Annotated in this window: 1 protein-coding gene; it reads right to left on the bottom strand. The window is 74.6% G+C overall.

The window, feature by feature from the left end:
- Positions 1-18,158: type I polyketide synthase (locus tag ACLQ22_RS29825; protein WP_425695238.1), on the bottom strand; the 18,158-nt coding region annotated here is incomplete at its 3' end.
- Positions 18,159-18,176: the final 18 nt, after the last annotated feature.

Genomic DNA, 18,176 nt, shown 5'->3' with positions numbered 1-18,176 from the left:
CCCAAAACCCCCGGCAAATCCACCAAACCACCCCACCGCAACGGCACCTCCAAACCCACCACCCGACCCAAACCCCACACCGCAGCACCCGCGACATCCGCCAACACGTCCGAGCCGCCGACCGACACCGCCCCACGCGTCAGCCACCACAACCGGCCCGTCCCACCGACGTCGGTCAGCGCCTGCACCACCGCCAGCGCCGTCGACACCTCGGCGGCGGCCGGAACCGCGGACGCCTCCCCGGAGGTGACCGACTCCCGCGGGTCGACCAGCGACAGCAGGGACACCACGTCGGCGTCGCGGTTGTCGGTCCCCATCGCCTCCCGCAGCAGCCGCGCCACCCGGTCGCGGTCGGCGCCGGCCGGGACCAGCACCGGGACCGCCCGGTCGGCCCGGGCGGCCAGGGCCGTGGCGACCGGGTGGTCCTCCTGCCCTGGCGCCATCAGCAGCAGCCAGGTCCCCGCCAACGTCGCGGACTCCGGCACGGCGGCCGTACGCCACGTCGCCCGGTAGCGCCAGGAGTCGACGGCGGCCCGCTGCTGCGTGGCCCGCCGCCACCGGGCGAGCTTGGGCAACAACAGCGCGGTGGACGGCTCGTCCGCGCCGACCGCCAGCTCGTCGCCGAGCACGCCGAGGTCCCCGGACTCGACCGCCGCCCAGAACTGCTCGTCGGACGGGGCGTTGGCGCCCTCCGGAGCCGAGCCGGGCCGGGGGTCCTCCAGCCAGTAGCGCTGCCGGTCGAAGGCGTAGGTGGGCAGCTCGACCACGCGCGGCCGGGCGCCGGTCTGACCGAGGTACGCCGCCCAGTGGACGGCCACGCCGGCAGCCCAGAGCTGCCCGACGGCGTTGGTGAGGGTGGTGACGTCGGGCTGGTTGCGGCGCAGCGCGGCGACGTACCGCACGTCGTCGGCCGCGTCCGCCTCGGCTGCCATGGCGGTGAGGACCGCGTCCGGGCCGAGCTCCAGGAAGGTGTCCACGCCCTGCGCCCGCAGCGCCGCCACCCCGTCGGCGAAACGCACCGGCTGCCGCACGTGCCGCACCCAGTAACCCGGGTCGGTGACCTCTGCGGCGTCCGCGACCCCACCGGTCACGTTCGACACGATCGGCACCCTCGGCGCCTGCCACGACAGCCCCGCCACCACCGACGCGAACTCGTCCAGCATCGGGTCCATCAACCGCGAGTGGAACGCGTGACTGACCGACAACTCCTTGACCCGCCAACCCCGCTCACGGGCGGTCGCCACCACCGGAGCCACCTCGTCGGCGGCACCCGAGACGACCACCGACGCCGGACCGTTCACCGCCGCGATGTCCACCGCCGCACCCGACGCCGCGATCAGCTCACCGACCGACTCCTCCGACGCACCGACCGCCGCCATCACCCCACCGGACGGCAACGCCTGCATCAACCGACCCCGCGCCGCCACCAACACACACGCATCAGCAAGCGACAACATCCCCGACACGTACGCCGCCGTCACCTCACCGATCGAATGACCCGCCAGGAAATCCGCACGCACACCCCACGACGACAACAACTCCCACAACGCCACCTCCACCGCGAAGAGACCGGCCTGCGCGAAGACGGTCTGATCCACCAGAGCGGCCTCGGCCGATCCCGCCTCGGCGAACACCACCTCCCGCAGTGAACGCGGCAGATGCCCGTCAAACTCAGCGCACACCGCGTCAAAGGACGACGCGAACACCGGGAAAGCCTCGTACAGCTCGCGGCCCATGCCGGCGCGCTGCGAGCCCTGACCGGTGAACAGCACCGCCCTACGACCCGCCAACACCACACCCGACACCGCCGGCCCGCCTTCGGCGACCGCCGACAAGCCCGTCACCAGGCCGTCGACCTCCGAGCCCCACACCACCGCCCGGTGCTCCAACGCCGCCCGAGTCGTCGCCAACGACCACGACACATCCACCGGCGACAGACCCGAACGCTCACCCACGAACGACGCCAACCGCGCGGCCTGACCCGCCAGACCCCGCTCCGAGCGCCCCGACACCACCCACGGCACCGGCAGCCCCACCGACGCGCCTCCGGCAGACGCCAAAACCGGCACCCCGCCCGCCGCCCCGATCCGATCGGTTCCACCGTGCAGTGCTGCACCCGGCGCGGCCACGGGCTCCACCGGCACCGCACCCGACGCGGTGCCGGGCTCCACCGCCGAAGCCACCGGCTCCGCACCCGGCGCGGCCGCGAGCCCCAGCGCCGGCTCCGCTGCCGACGCGGCGGCAAGCCCCAGCGCCGGCTCCGCACCCGGCGCGGCCGCAAGCCCCAGCACCGGCTGCGGCGCGGACTCCGTCGCCAACTCCGGCTGTTCGATGATCACGTGCGCGTTGGTGCCGGAGATGCCGAACGACGACACGCCCGCCCGCCGGGGACGCTCCACCGCCGGCCACTCGCGCGCCTGCGTCACCAACTCCACCGCACCCGACGACCAGTCCACGTGCGACGACGGCGCGTCCACGTGCAGCGTAGCCGGCACCACACCCGCCCGCATCGCCAAGACCATCTTGATGATGCCCGCCACCCCGGCAGCCGCCTGCGTGTGACCGATGTTCGACTTCACCGACCCGAGCAGCAGCGGCACGTCCCGCCCCTGCCCGTACGTCGCCAGCAGAGCCTGCGCCTCGATCGGATCGCCCAACGTCGTACCGGTGCCGTGCGCCTCCACCACGTCCACATCGGCCGTCGACAACCCCGCACCCGCGAGGGCCTGCCGGATCACCCGCTGCTGCGACGGACCATTCGGCGCCGTCAACCCGTTCGACGCACCGTCCTGATTCACCGCCGTACCGCGCACCACCGCCAGGATCCGACGGCCGTCACGTTGCGCGTCCGACAGGCGCTGCACCACCAGCACGCCCACGCCCTCGGACCAGCCGGTGCCGTCCGCGGCATCCGAGAACGACTTGCAGCGGCCGTCGGCGGACAGGCCGCCCTGGATCGAGAACTCGGCGAACGTGGCCGGTGAGGCCATGACGGTGACGCCGCCGGCCAGGGCGAGGTCGCACTCGCCGGACCGCAACGCCTGCACCGCCAGGTGCAACGCCACCAGCGACGACGAACACGCCGTGTCCACCGTCACCGCCGGCCCCTCGAAGCCGAACGAGTACGCCACCCGACCCGACAACACGCTTGTCGCGTTGCCGGTGAGCAGGTGGCCGCCGACCTCCTGGGCCCGACCGACCGACCCGCTGGCGTACCCCTGGAAGCTGGCTCCCGCGAAGACGCCGACCGCGCCGCCCCTCAGGCTGGTCGGGTCGATGCCCGCCGATTCGACGGCCTCCCACGACGTCTCCAGCAGCAGCCGCTGCTGCGGGTCCATCGCGAGCGCCTCGCGCGGCGAGATGCCGAAGAACTCGGCGTCGAACTCGCCGGCGTCGTAGACGAAGCCGCCCCTGCGGACGAAGGACGTGTCGGACAGACCGCTGCTGAGGAAGCTGTCCCAGCCCCGGTCGAGGGGGAACTCGGAGATGCCGTCGCGTCCCGTGGAGAGTAGTTGCCACAGCTCGTCCGGGGATGCGACGCCACCCGGAAGGCGGCAGCCCATGCCGACGATCACGATCGGGTCGTCGTCCACGGCGGCGACCCTGCGGACGGCCGGCGCGTCAGCCGAGGCGCCGAGCACGGAATCCCGGATGAAGGCGACCAGGGCGGCCGGCGTCGGGTGGTCGAAGACCAGGGTGGAGGGCAGCGCGAGGCCCGTCTCGGCGGTCAGCCGGTTGCGCAGCTCGACGGCGGTGAGCGAGTCGAAGCCGAGACGCTGGAACGGCCGGTCCGGCCGCACCGCTTCCACGGTGGCGTGGCCGAGCACCGTGGCGACCTGGGAGCGTACGAGGTCCAGGAGGGACGCCTCGACCTCCGGCGGCGTCAGGGCCGCCAGCCGCTCGCGCAGTGCGGAGGCCTGGTCGGCGGGGCCGGTTTCGGCTCGGGTCGCCGCCTCGATCGCCGCCTGCGCTTCGGGGATGTCGGTGAACAGGCGAGACGGACGCAACGCCGTGAACGACGGCACGAACCGATCCCACCGCACATCCGCCACCACCACCTGACCCTCACCACCATCCAACGCCCGCTGCAACGCCACCACCGCCAACTCCGGAGCCATCCCCGGCAAACCACGCCGACTCAACTGCTCCCCCGCCACCCCCACCGCCATACCCGCCTCAGCCCACGGCCCCCACGCCACCGACGTCCCCACCAACCCACGCCCACGCCGCGACACCACCAACCCATCCAAAAACGCATTCGCCGCCGCATACCCCACCTGACCCGCCGAACCCCACACCCCCGCAATCGACGAAAACACCACAAACGCATCAAGATCCACACCAGCAGTCAACTCATCCAACACCACCGCACCACCAACCTTCGCCCGCAACACCTCCTCCACCTCACCCACAGCCACCTCACCCAACGGCGTCAACTGCGCCGCACCCGCCGCATGCACCACCGCCCGCAACCGCTCACCACGACCCACCAGATCCGCCAACAACCCCGCCACCGCGCCACGATCCGCCACATCACACGCCACCACCGACACCCGCACACCCAACCCCTCCAACCGCCCCACCAAATCCCCCACACCCGGCGCACCACCACCACGCCGACTCACCAACACCACATGCTCCGCACCCGCACCCGCCGCCCACAACGCCACCCGCGCACCCAACGCCCCCGTACCACCCGTCACCAACACCGTCCCCGACAACCGGAAACCCGCCCCACCAACAACACCAGCAGAAACCGCACGCACCAACCGCCGCACAAACACACCCGACGACCGCAACGCCACCTGATCCTCACCACCACCACCCGACAACACCCCACACAACCGACCCCACACGCCCCCACCCAAAACCCCCGGCAAATCCACCAAACCACCCCACCGCAACGGCACCTCCAAACCCACCACCCGACCCAAACCCCACACCGCAGCACCCACCACGTCGGTCAGAGCCTCCGCGTCGTCCACGGAGACCGCCCCACGGGTGAGCCACCAGAGCCGCCCCTGGATCTCCGTGACGGCCAGCGCCTGCGCCACCGCCAGCGCCTCGACCACGCCCGCACCCGCGAGCGACAGCAGCGAGACCAGCCCGGCGACCGGCTTCCCGGCCTCCACCGCTCCGGCCAGCCGGCGCGCGATCTCGTCCCGGTCCAGCGCGTCGAGCACCACCGGGACCACCTCGGCGCCCCGCTCCGCCAGCCCGGCCAGCAACGGGTGGTCCTCCTGGCCGGGGAGCATCAGCACCAACCAGGAGCCGGTCAGGGTCTCGTTCCCGGTCACATCCTGGCGTCGCCACACCACGCGGTAGCGCCAGGAGTCCACCGTCGACCGCTGCTGTGCGGCCCGCCGCCACTGCGCGAGCTTCGGCAGGACCGCGCTGAACGGTTCGTCCGCACCGACGCCCAGCTCACCGCCGACCAGGTCGGGGTCGCCGGACTCCACGGCCGCCCAGAACCGCCCGTCAAGAGCCTCGCCGTGCGCGTCCCGGCGGGCCGAGGGCGCCGCCTCGGGCCAGTACCAGGTGTGGTCGAAGGCGTACGTGGGCAGGTCGACCACGCGCGGCCGGGCGCCGGCCTGACCGAGGTACGCCGCCCAGTCGACCGGCACACCCGCGACCCACAACTGCCCCAGCGCCTCGGTCAGTACGGCGACCTCCGCCTGGTCCCGACGCGACGCCGGAACCCGCCGCACCGCGGCATCCGCGACGATCTCCGCCACCATCGCCGTCAACGTCGCGTCGGGGCCGACCTCCAGGAACGTGTCCACGCCCTGCGCCCGCAGCGCCGCCACCCCGTCGGCGAACCGCACCGGCTGCCGCACGTGCCGCACCCAGTACTCCGGATCCACCAACTCCAACGGGTCCGCCACCGCACCCGTCACATTCGACACCATCGCGACCCGCGGCACCCGCCAGTCGAGCCCCGCCACCACCGACCGGAACTCGGCCAGCATCGGATCCATCAGTCGGGAATGGAACGCGTGGCTGACCGACAACTCCTTGACCCGCCAACCCCGCTCACGGCAGGCCGCCACCACCGAGGCAACGTCGCCCGCGGAGCCGGACACCACCACCGACGCCGGACCATTCACGGCCGCCAGGTCCACCGCCGCACCGGTCGCACCGATCAGCTCACCGACCGACCCCTCGGATGCACCGACCGCCGCCATCACCCCACCGAACGGCAACGCCTGCATCAACCGACCCCGCGCCGCCACCAACACACACGCATCCGCAAGGGACAACATCCCCGACACGTACGCGGCCGTCACCTCACCGATCGAGTGACCCGCCAGGAAATCCGCACGCACACCCCACGACGACAACAACTCCCACAACGCCACCTCCACCGCGAACAACCCCGCCTGCGCGAAGACGGTCTGATCCACCAGACCGGCCTCCACAGAACCCGCCTCGGCGAACACCACCTCCCGCAACGCACGCGGCAACAGACCGTCGAACCGGGCGCACACCTCGTCAAACGCCGAGGCGAACACCGGGAACGCCTCATACAACTCGCGGCCCATGCCGACGCGCTGCGAGCCCTGACCCGTGAACAACACCGCCCGACGACCCGCCGACACCACACCCGCCGCCCGGCCCTCGGCCACCGCCGACAGACCGGCGACCAACTCGTCGACGTCCGAGCCCCACACCACCGCCCGGTGCTCCAACGCCGCCCGAGTCGTCGCCAACGACCACGACACGTCCGCCACCGCAAGGTCGGACCGGTCCCGCACGAACGACGCCAGCCGCCCCGCCTGACCCGCCAGACCCCGCTCGGAACGCCCCGACACCACCCACGGCACCGGCAACCCCACGGACGCGTTCCCGGCAGACGCCGAAACCGGCACCCCGCCCGCCGCCCCGATCCGATCGGTTCCACCGTGCAGCGCTGCATCCGGCGCGGCCACGGACTGCGCCGCCGCAGCCACCGGCTCCGCACCCGGCGCGGTCGCAAGCTCCGCCGCCGGCTCCGGCTGCTCGATGATCACGTGCGCGTTGGTGCCGGAGATGCCGAACGACGACACGCCCGCCCGTCGCGGACGCCCCGCATCCGGCCACGCCCGCGACTCGGTCACCAACTCCACCGCGCCCGACGACCAGTCCACATGCGACGACGGCGCATCTACATGCAACGTCGACGGCACCACACCCGCCCGCATCGCCAAGATCATCTTGATGATGCCCGCCACCCCGGCGGCCGCCTGCGTGTGACCGATGTTCGACTTCACCGACCCCAACAACAACGGCACATCCCGACCCTGCCCGTACGTCGCGAGCAACGCCTGCGCCTCGATCGGATCACCCAACGTCGTGCCCGTGCCGTGCGCCTCCACCACGTCCACGTCGGCCGTCGACAGACCCGCGCTCGCGAGGGCCTGCCGGATCACGCGCTGCTGCGACGGGCCGTTCGGCGCCGTCAACCCGTTCGACGCGCCGTCCTGGTTCACCGCCGAGCCCCGCACCACCGCCAGGACCCGGCGCCCGTCGCGCCGCGCGTCCGACAGGCGCTGCACCACCAGCACCCCGACGCCCTCGCCCCACGCGGTGCCGTCCGCCGACTCGGCGAAGGCCTTGCAGCGGCCGTCCGCCGACAGGCCGCCCTGGCGGGAGAACTCGATGAAGGCACCCGGGGTGGCCATCACGGTGACGCCGCCGGCCAGCGCCAGGTCACACTCGCCCGACCGCAGCGCCTGCACCGCCAGGTGCAACGCCACCAGCGACGACGAACACGCCGTGTCCACCGTCACCGCCGGCCCCTCGAAGCCGAACGAGTACGCCACCCGACCCGACAACACGCTCGCCGAGGCGCCGGTCGCGCCGAACCCGGCGAGCGACTCCCCGGCCTGACGCACGACGGTCTCGTAGTCCTGCCCGTTCGTGCCGGCGAACACCCCGACCCGGCCGCCGCGCAGCGCGAGCGGCTCGATCCGGGCGTCCTCGAACGCCTCCCAGGCGACCTCCAGCAGCAGCCGCTGCTGCGGGTCCATGGCCAGCGCCTCACGGGGCGAGATGCCGAAGAACTCCGCGTCGAAGCCGCCCGCGTCGGCCAGGAACGCCCCCCGCGAGACGTAGGAGTCGGTTCCGGCCAGGGACCCCAGGTCCCAGTGCCGGTTGGTCGGGAAGTCCGACATCGCGTCGACGCCGGCCGTCAGCAGATCCCAGAGCCCCTCAGGGGACTCGGCGCCGGCGGGGAAACGGCAGCCCATGCCGACGATGACGATCGGGTCGTCGCCCACGACGGGGCCGGTGAGGGCGGCGGGGACGGGAAGGGCCTGCCCGCCGAGCAGCTCGGCGTGGATGTGCCCGGCCAGGGCCGCCGAGTTCGGGTAGTCGAAGGCGAGCGTGGTCGGCAACGCGAGGCCGGTCGCCGCGTCGAGCCGGTTGCGCAGCTCGACCGCCGCCAGCGACGTGAAGCCAAGGTCCTGGAAGGCCCGGTCCGGTGCCACCCGCTCGGCGGACTCGTGGCCCAGCACGGCCGCGACCTCGGCACGCACGAGTTCGCCGAGGGCGCGCAGTTGCTCCGCGCCGGACATTCCCGCCAGGCGGAGGCGCAGGTCGGCCGCCGGCGCGGGGGCGTCGGTGGTTCCCGCCGCGCCGGCCTCGGCCAGGAGGTCCCGTACCAGCGGGTGGGGGCGCCGACCGCCGGCGGCGGCCACCCGGGCCCAGTCGATGTCGGCCACCACGAGGTACGTCTCGTCGCGGTCCAGCGCCCGGGTGAGGGCGCGTACGGCCGTCTCCGGTGCCATCGCGCCGAAGCCGGTACGCCTCAGCCGCTGCTCGAACTCACCGGCGCTCACCCCGCCGTCGGCCCACAGGCCCCAGGCGAGCGAGGTCGCCGGCAGCCCCTCCGCGCGACGCCGCTGCGCCAGCGCGTCGAGGAAGGCGTTGCCCGGCGCGTAGGAGGTCTGCCCGGCGGCGCCCATGAGGCCGGCGAGGGAGGAGAAGAGGACGAAGGCGGAGAGGTCCAGGCCCCGGGTCAGCTCGTCCAGGTTGCGCGCGGCGTCGACCTTCGCGCGCAGGGCGGTGGCCAGCTGGTCGACGCTGACCGCGTCGACGACGTTGTCGTCGAGGGCGGCGGCGGTGTGCATGACCGCGCTCAGCGGAAGCTCGGCGGGGACCGAGTCGAGCAGCGCCGCGAGCGCGGCCCGGTCGGCCACGTCGCAGGACGCGAGGGTGACCCGGCTGCCGAGCCCGGCGAGCTCCTCGGCGAGGGCGGTCGCGCCCGGCGCCTCGCCACCCCGCCGGCTGACCAGCAGGAGGTGCTCGGCACCCTCGGCGGCCAGGGCGCGGGCGACGTGCCGGCCGAGGGCCCCGGTCCCGCCGGTGATCAGCACCGTGCCGCGCGGCGTCCAGGAACCGTGCGGACCGGTGTCACCGTACGTCGCACGAACGAGCCTGCGGGCATGGCCGCCGTTGCGACGCAGGGCGACCTCGTCCTCCCGACCGGTGCCGGCGACCAGCGTCCGGACCATGCGCACGACGCCCTGGTCGGGCTGCTCGGGGACGTCGACGAGCCCGCCCCACCGGTGCGGGTGCTCGGCGCGCAGCACGCTGCCGAAGCCCCACGCCATCGCCTGCACGGGGTCGACGTGCCGGTCCCGGGAGCCGACGGAGACCGCGCCACGGGTGGCGATCCAGAGCCGGGCGGTGATCCCGGCGTCCCCGAGCGCCTGCGCGAGCGCGACCGTGCCGGCGAGGCCCGTCGGCACGGAGGCGGCCCCGGCGTACGGCCGGGTGTCGAACGCGAGCAGGGAGAGTACGGGCAGCACGTCCCCGTCGCGGCCGGCCGACGCCTCGACGAGGTCGTGGGCGAGCCGCTTCCGGTCGCACGCGGCGTCGACCTCGACGATCCGCCCGCCGGCGGCGCCGAGGGCGGTGGCCCAGTCCGTCACGGCCGCGCTGGCGTCGGCCGGCACGACGAGCAGGAAGTCGGTCGCCTCGGAGCGGGCGGCGTCGTCCGTGAGCGGCTGCCAGGTCACCCGGTAGCGCCAGGAGTCGAGGGCCGCTTCGGCGTCCCGGCGGCGTCGCCAGGTGGACAGCGCGGGCAGCACGTCCGCGAGCGGGGCGTCGGCGTCGACGGCCAGGCTCTCGGCGAGGGTCGTCAGGTCCTCCGCCTCGATCGCCCGCCAGAAGTCCTCGTCGGCGGTGGTACGCCGGCCGGCGGGGGGACGGTAGGAGCGCGTCGCGACGTTGATCCAGTAGCGTCGATGGTCGAAGGCGTACGTGGGCAGGTCGACCACGCGCGGCCGGGCGCCGGCCTGACCGAGGTACGCCGCCCAGTCGACCGGCACACCCGCGACCCACAACTGCCCCAGCGCCTCGGTCAGCGCGGCGACCTCCGCCTGGTCCCGACGCGACGCCGGAACCCGCCGCACCTCGGCATCCGCGACGATCTCCGCCACCATCGCCGTCAACGTCGCGTCGGGGCCGACCTCCAGGAACGTGTCCACGCCCTGCGCCCGCAGCGCCGCCACCCCGTCGGCGAAACGCACCGGCTGCCGCACGTGCCGCACCCAGTAGCCGGAGTCGGTGATCTCTGCGGCGTCCGCCACCGCACCGGTCACGTTCGACACGACCGGCACCCTCGGCGACTGCCACGACAGGCCCGCCACCACCGACGCGAACTCGTCCAGCATCGGGTCCATCAACCGCGAGTGGAACGCGTGACTGACCGACAACTCCTTGACCCGCCAACCCCGCTCGCGGGCGGTCGCCACCACCGGAGCCACCTCGTCGGCGGCACCGGAGACCACCACCGACGTGGGGCCGTTCACCGCCGCGATGTCCACCGCCGCACCCGACGCCGCGATCAGCTCACCGACCGACTCCTCCGACGCACCGACCGCCGCCATCACCCCACCGGACGGCAACGCCTGCATCAACCGACCCCGCGCCGCCACCAACACACACGCATCAGCAAGCGACAACATCCCCGACACGTACGCCGCCGTCACCTCACCGATCGAGTGACCCGCCAGGAAGTCCGCACGCACACCCCACGACGACAACAACTCCCACAACCCCACCTCCACCGCGAACAGGCCCGCCTGCGCGAAGACGGTCTGATCCACCAGAGCGGCCTCGACCGAGCCCGCCTCGGCAAACACCACCTCCCGCAGAGGACGCGGCAACAAGCCATCGAACCGGGCGCACACCTCGTCAAACGCCGAGGCGAACACCGGGAAAGCCTCGTACAACTCGCGGCCCATGCCGACGCGCTGCGAACCCTGACCCGTGAACAACACCGCCCGACGACCCGCCGACACCGCCGCCCGGCCCTCGGCCACCGCCGACAGACCGGCGACCAACTCGTCGACGTCCGAGCCCCACACCACCGCCCGGTGCTCCAACGCCGCCCGAGTCGTCGCCAACGACCACGACACGTCCGCCACCGCAAGATCGGACCGGTCCCGCACGAACGACGCCAACCGCCCCGCCTGACCCGCCAGACCCCGCTCGGATCGCCCCGACACCACCCACGGCACCGGCAGCCCGACCGGTGCGACGGGCGCCGGAGCGGACTCCGGCTCGCCCTGCTCGATGATCACGTGCGCGTTGGTGCCGGAGATGCCGAACGACGACACGCCCGCCCGACGCGGACGCCCCGCCGCCGGCCACTCGCGCGACTCGGTCACCAGCTCCACCGCGCCCGACGACCAGTCCACGTGCGACGACGGCGCGTCGACGTGCAGGGTCGCCGGCACCACACCCGCCCGCATCGCCAAGATCATCTTGATGATGCCCGCCACCCCGGCGGCGGCCTGCGTGTGACCGATGTTCGACTTCACCGACCCCAACAGGAATGGCTCGTCGCGCTCCTGCCCGTACGTGGCGAGCAGCGCCTGCGCCTCGATGGGGTCGCCCAGCGTCGTGCCCGTACCGTGCGCCTCCACGACGTCGACGTCCCCGACGCCCAGCCGGGCGTTCGCGAGGGCCTGGCGGATCACCCGCTGCTGCGACGGGCCGTTCGGCGCCGTCAACCCGTTCGACGCGCCGTCCTGATTCACCGCCGAACCCCGCACCACCGCCAGAATCCGGCGCCCGTCGCGCCGCGCGTCCGACAGGCGCTGCACCAGCAGCACGCCCACGCCCTCGGACCAGCCGGTGCCGTCCGCCCCGTCGGAGAAGGACTTGCACCGGCCGTCGGGGGCCATGCCCCGCTGGCGGGAGAAGTCGATGAACGTCTCGGGCGTCGCCATCACGGTGACGCCGCCGGCCAGGGCGAGGTCGCACTCCCCGGAGCGCAGCGCCTGCACCGCCAGGTGCAACGCCACCAGCGACGACGAACACGCCGTGTCCACCGTCACCGCCGGCCCCTCGAAGCCGAACGAGTACGCCACCCGACCCGACAGCACGCTGCTGGCGGTGCCGACGCCGAGGTAGCCGTCGAGGGCCTCCGGAACGTCGGCCAGCCCGGCGGCGTGGTTGTGGTACATCATGCCGGCGAACACGCCGACCGGGCGGCCCTTGAGCGCGAGCGGGTCGATCCGGGCGTCCTCGATCGCCTCCCACGCGGTCTCCAGCAGCAGCCGCTGCTGCGGGTCCATCGCGAGGGCCTCGTGCGGCGAGATCTTGAACAGGTCGGCGTCGAAGTCGCCGGCGTCGGTCAGGAAGCCGCCCTCGCGGGCGTAGCTGCTGCCCCGGCGCGCGCCGGACGGGTCGTACAGGTCCTCGACGTCCCAGCCGCGGTCGGCCGGGAAGCCGGTGATCCCGTCCCCACCGGACACGAGGAGGTCCCACAGCTGCCCGGGGCTGCGCACGCCGCCGGGGTAGCGGCAGCTCATGCCGACGATCGCGATCGGCTCGTCGAGCGCCGCGACGGCGGCGACCGGGGTCGGCAGCGCGCCGGCGTCGGTCCCGGTCTCGGCGTCCAGGTGGTCGGCCAGGGCGAGCGGGGTCGGGTGGTCGAAGACCAGGGTCGCCGGCAGTCGCAGGCCGGTCACCGCGCCAAGCCGGTTGCGCAGCTCGACGGCGGTGAGCGAGTCGAAGCCCAGCTCGGTGAACGGGCGGCCGGCCTCGACGGCGGCGGCGTCGGCGTACCCCAGCACCGCCGCGACCTGGTCGAGGACGAGCCGCAGCAGGGCCGCGGCGCGCTCCTCGCGGTCGAGCCCGGCGAGCCGTTCGGTCAGGGCGGCGGTCTCGGCCGGGCCGGACCGCGCGGCGCGTCGGCGGGGCGCGCGGACCAGGCCGCGCAGGACCGACGGCAGGGTGCCCGCCTCGGCCTGGGCGCGCAGCGCCGGGCCGTCCAGCGCCATCGGCACCGCCGTGGGCAGGCCGGTCGACAGGGCGGCGTCGAAGAGTGCGAGGCCGTCCGCCTGGGGGATCGGGCGGACGCCCGCGCGGGCCAGCCGGTCGGTGTCGGCCCGGTCGAGGCCGGCCGTCATGCCGCCGCCCGACTCGGCCCACGGCCCCCAGGCCAGGGAGAGCGCCGGGAGGCCCGCGGCCCGCCGCCGGTGTGCGAGCGCGTCCAGGAAGGCGTTGGCCGCCGCGTAGTTGGCCTGCCCGGGGCTGCCCGTCACGCCCGCCGCCGAGGAGTAGGTGACGAAGAGCGCGAGGCCGTGGGCGGCGGTCAGCTCGTGCAGGTGCGCGGCGGCGTCCACCTTCGGCCGGAGCACCTCGTCGAGGGACCCGGCGGTGAGCGAGGTGAGGGTGCGGTCGGCCAGCACGCCGGCGGTGTGCACCACGCCGGTCAGCGGGTGCGCCGGGTCGATCCGGTCGAGCAGCGCGGCGAGGGCGTCGGGGTCGGCGGCGTCGCACGCCTCGACCGTCGCGGTGGCGCCCAGGTCGGCGAGGTCGGCGAGCAGGTCGCCGGCGCCGTCCGCGTCGGCCCCGCGCCGGTTGGTCAGCACCAGGTGGCGGACCCCGTGCCGGGCGACCAGATGGCGGGCGAGGAGCGCGCCCAGGGCACCGGTGCCGCCGGTGACCAGCACCGTGCCGTCCGGGCCCAGCGCCGGCGCCGGCGCGGCGGGTTCCGGGGCGGCGGGCTCCGGGGCGGCGACGAGCCGGGGCACCCGGACCACGCCGTCGCGCACCGCCGCCTGCGGCTCGTCGGCCGACAGCAGGCCGGCGAGGGCGGACGCGGAGTTCTCCCGGTCGTCGAGGTCGACGACCAGGAACCGGCCGGGGTGCTCGGCCTGCGCCGACCGGAGCAGACCCCACACGGCGGCGCCGGCCAGGTCGGCGACGTCCGCGTCGTCGTCCACGGCGACGGCGCCGCTGGTGAGGACCACCAGCCGGGACCCGCCGGTGTGGCGCTCGGCGGCGAGCCAGCCCTGGAGCACGGCGAGGACCTCGGCGAGCAGGTCGTGGACCGGGCCGGGGTCGGTCGCGGCGGCGCCGGCCACCGGGAACAGCACGACGTCGGGCACCCCCGCGTCGCACAGCGCGTCGAGGTCGGCGTGCCGGACGGCGGTCACGCCGGCCGGCAGCGGCGCGGAGCGGTCGCCGAGCACCGCCCAGGTCGTGCCGTCGGGCACGGCCACTCCGCCGGCGTGCCGGGGCCAGTCGAGGCGGAACAGCGAGCGACGCCACGACGATCCGCCGGAGGTGAGTTCCCCGGCCGGCAGGGGCCGCAGCACCAGGGACCCGACCCGGGCGACCAGCTCACCGGCGGCGTCCGCGACCAGCATGGCCACCGCGTCCGAGCCGGTGGGGGTCAGCCGTACCCGCAGGGTGTCCGCGCCGTGGGCGGAGAGCGCCACGTCCGACCAGGAGAACGGCAGCCGGGCCTCGCCCGGGTCGACGATGCCGAGCCCGACCGCCTGCACGGCGGCGTCGAGCAGGGCCGGGTGCAGCCCGTACGCGCCGGCCTCGTCGGCCGCCGGCTCGGGCAGCGCCACCTCGGCGTACACGTCGGTGCCGAGCCGCCACGCGGCGCGCAGCCCCTGGAAGGCCGGGCCGTACGCGAACCCGGCCTGCGCCGCCCGCCCGGTCAGCTCCGACACGTCCAGGGCGGTGGCGCCGGTCGGCGGCCAGTCCGCCAGCGTGGCCCCGCCGTCCCCGGACGCCGGGGCGAGCAGGCCGGTGGCGTGCCGGACCCACAGGTCGTCGGTGCCGGACCGGCGGGCGTGAACCGTCAACTGCCACGCCTCGCCGCCGGTACGTTCGGCGGCGACCTGCACGTCGACGCCGCCGGTCTCCGGCAGCACCAGCGGCGCCTCCAGGGTCAGCTCGGCGAGCCGGTCGGCGCCGACCTCAGCGCCGGCCCGCAGCGCCAGCTCCACGAACCCGGTCCCGGGGAAGAGCACCACGTCGCGTACGGCGTGCTCGGCCAGCCAGGGCTGGCTCTGCACCGACAGCCGGCCGGTGAGCGTCACCTCGTCGCCGTCGGCCGAGCGGAACACCGCGCCGAGCAGCGGGTGACCGGTCGGGGTCAGCCCGGCGGCGGTCACGTCGGCGGCCTGCGGCAGCGGCAGCAGCCAGTAGCGCTCGCGCTGGAACGCGTACGTCGGCAGGTCGACCGGCACGGGCGGGCCGTCGAACAGGGCCGCCCAGTTCACCGGCACGCCCCGGGCCCAGACGGTGGCCGCCGCGGCCAGCGCGGTCGCCGCCTCGTCGTGGTCGGCGCGCAGCATCGGGGCGCAGACCGCCTGGTCCGCGCCGACGATCTCCTGGGTCAGCGCGGAGAGCACCCCGCCCGGCCCCACCTCGACGTACGCGCCCACCCCGAGCTCGCGCAGGGTCGCCACGGCCGCGTCGAAGCGGACCGTGTCGCGGACGTTGCGCAGCCAGTACGCCGGGGAGCGCACCTCGTCGGGATCGAGCACCTCGCCCGTCACGGTGGAGACCACGGGGATCCGGGGCGCGGCGAAGGTCAGCTGCCCGAGCACGTCGCCGAACGCGTCGAGCATCGGGTCCATGCGGGCGGAGTGGAACGCGTGGCTGACCCGCAGCCGCCTGGTGTTGCGGCCGAGGGCCGCGAAGTGTCCGGCGACGGCCAGCACGGCGTCCTCGTCGCCGGAGACGACGACGGACTCCGGGCCGTTGACGGCGGCCAGCCCGGCGCCGGCCGCGTCGCCGGCGGTGGCCAGGTGCGCGCGTACCTCCGCCTCGGTGGCGCGGATCGACACCATCGCCCCGCCGGTGGGCAGGGCCTGCATCAGGGTGCCCCGGGCGGCGACCAGGCGGGCGGCGTCGGGCAGCGACAGCACGCCGGCGACGTGCGCGGCGGCCACCTCGCCGACCGAGTGCCCGGTCACGAAGTCCGGCACGACTCCCCAGGACTCGACGAGCCGGTAGGCCGCCACCTCGACGGCGAACAGCGCCGCCTGGGCGTGGCCGGTGCGGTCGAGCACCTCGGCGGGACCATCGAGCGCGGCGCGCAGGGGCCGGTCGAGGTGCTTGTCGAGTTCCGCGCAGGCGGCGTCGAAGGCCGAGGCGAAGACCGGGAACGCCGCGTACAGCTGCCGGCCCATGCCGACCCGCTGGGCGCCCTGGCCGGTGCAGAGCACGGCGACCCGGGTGGGGCTGGCGACCCCGCGCCGCACGGACGCCGCCGGGACGCCGTCGGCCAGGGCGCTGAGCCCGGCGACCAGCTCGTCCCGGTCGGCCCCGAGCACCACCGCCCGGTGTTCCAGGACCGACCGGCCGGCGGCCAGGGCGCGGCCCACCGTGGCCGGCGCGGCGTCGGGGTGGTCGGCGAGCCAGGAGCGCAGCCGGTCGGCCTGGGCGCCGAGCGCGGCGGCGCTGCGCGCGGAGACGACCCACGGCAGCGGGTCGGGGCCGGCGACGGTGCCGGTGGCCGGCTGCGGCGCGGGCGGGGCCTCGACGATGACGTGGGCGTTGGTGCCGCTGACGCCGAAGGAGGAGACGCCGGCCCGCATCGGCCGGGTGGCGCGCGGCCAGGGGCGCGGCTCGCGGAGCAGGCTCACCGCGCCGACCGACCAGTCGACGTGCGGGGACGGCTCGTCGACGTGCAGGGTCCGCGGCAGGACGCCGTGGCGCATCGCCATGACCATCTTGATCACGCCGGCGACGCCGGCCGCGGCCTGGGTGTGCCCGAGGTTGGACTTGATCGAGCCGAGCCAGAGGGGCTGGTCGTCGGCCCGGTCCCGGCCGTAGGTGGCGAGCAGCGCCTGCGCCTCGATGGGGTCGCCGAGGCGGGTGCCGGTGCCGTGGGCCTCCACCGCGTCCACGTCGGCCGGGGAGAGTCGGGCGTTCGCGAGGGCCTGGCGGATCACCCGCTGCTGCGACGGGCCATGCGGCGCGGTGAGGCCGTTCGAGGCGCCGTCCTGGTTGACGGCGGTGCCGCGTACGACGGCGAGCACCGGGTGGCCGTTGCGCTGGGCGTCGGAGAGCCGTTCCAGCAGCAGCAGGCCGGCGCCCTCGCTCCAGCCGGTGCCGTCGGCGGCGGCGGCGAAGGACTTGCAGCGCCCGTCCGGGGACAGGCCGCGCTGGCGGCTGAAGCCGACGAACGTGTCGGGGCTGGACATGACGGTGACGCCGCCGGCCAGCGCGAGCGTGCACTCGCCGGAGCGCAGGGCCTGCACGGCCAGGTGCATCGCCACCAGCGAGGACGAGCAGGCGGTGTCGACGGTCACCGCCGGGCCCTCGAACCCGAAGGTGTACGCGATGCGGCCGGAGACGACGCTGCCGTGGTTGCCGGTGCCGACGAACGCCTCGACCTCCTCCGGCACGCCGTTCAGCCGGGAGACGTAGTCGTGGTACATCACGCCGGTGAAGACGCCGGTCCGGCTGCCCTTGAGCGAGTCGGCGGCGATGCCGGCCCGCTCGACCGCCTCCCAGGCGACCTCCAGCAGCAGCCGCTGCTGCGGGTCCATCGCCAGCGCCTCGCGGGGGGAGATGCCGAAGAAGCCGCCGTCGAACTCGCCGGCGTCGTGCAGGAAGCCACCCTCCCGGGTGTACGACTTGCCGTGCGCGTCCGGGTCGGGGTCGTAGAGGTTCTCCACGTCCCAGCCCCGGTCCGCCGGGAAGGGCGTGACGGCGTCGACGCCGGACTCGACCAGCCGCCACAGCGCCTCGGGGGTCCGCACCCCGCCCGGGTAGCGGCAGCCCATCCCCACGATCGCGATCGGCTCGTGGTTCTGCTCGTCGACGGCCCTCAGGCGTTCGCTGGTCTCGTGCAGGTCAGCCGTGACGCGCTTGAGGTACTCGCGGAGCTTGGCTTCGTTCGCCATCGGGTTGATCACCTGTCG

The sequence above is a fragment of the Micromonospora sp. DT178 genome (genome assembly GCF_049841695.1).
Lineage (GTDB): Bacteria > Actinomycetota > Actinomycetes > Mycobacteriales > Micromonosporaceae > Micromonospora.
Note: the sequence above shows the minus strand (reverse complement) of the source record. Positions and strands in the feature narration are given on the sequence as shown.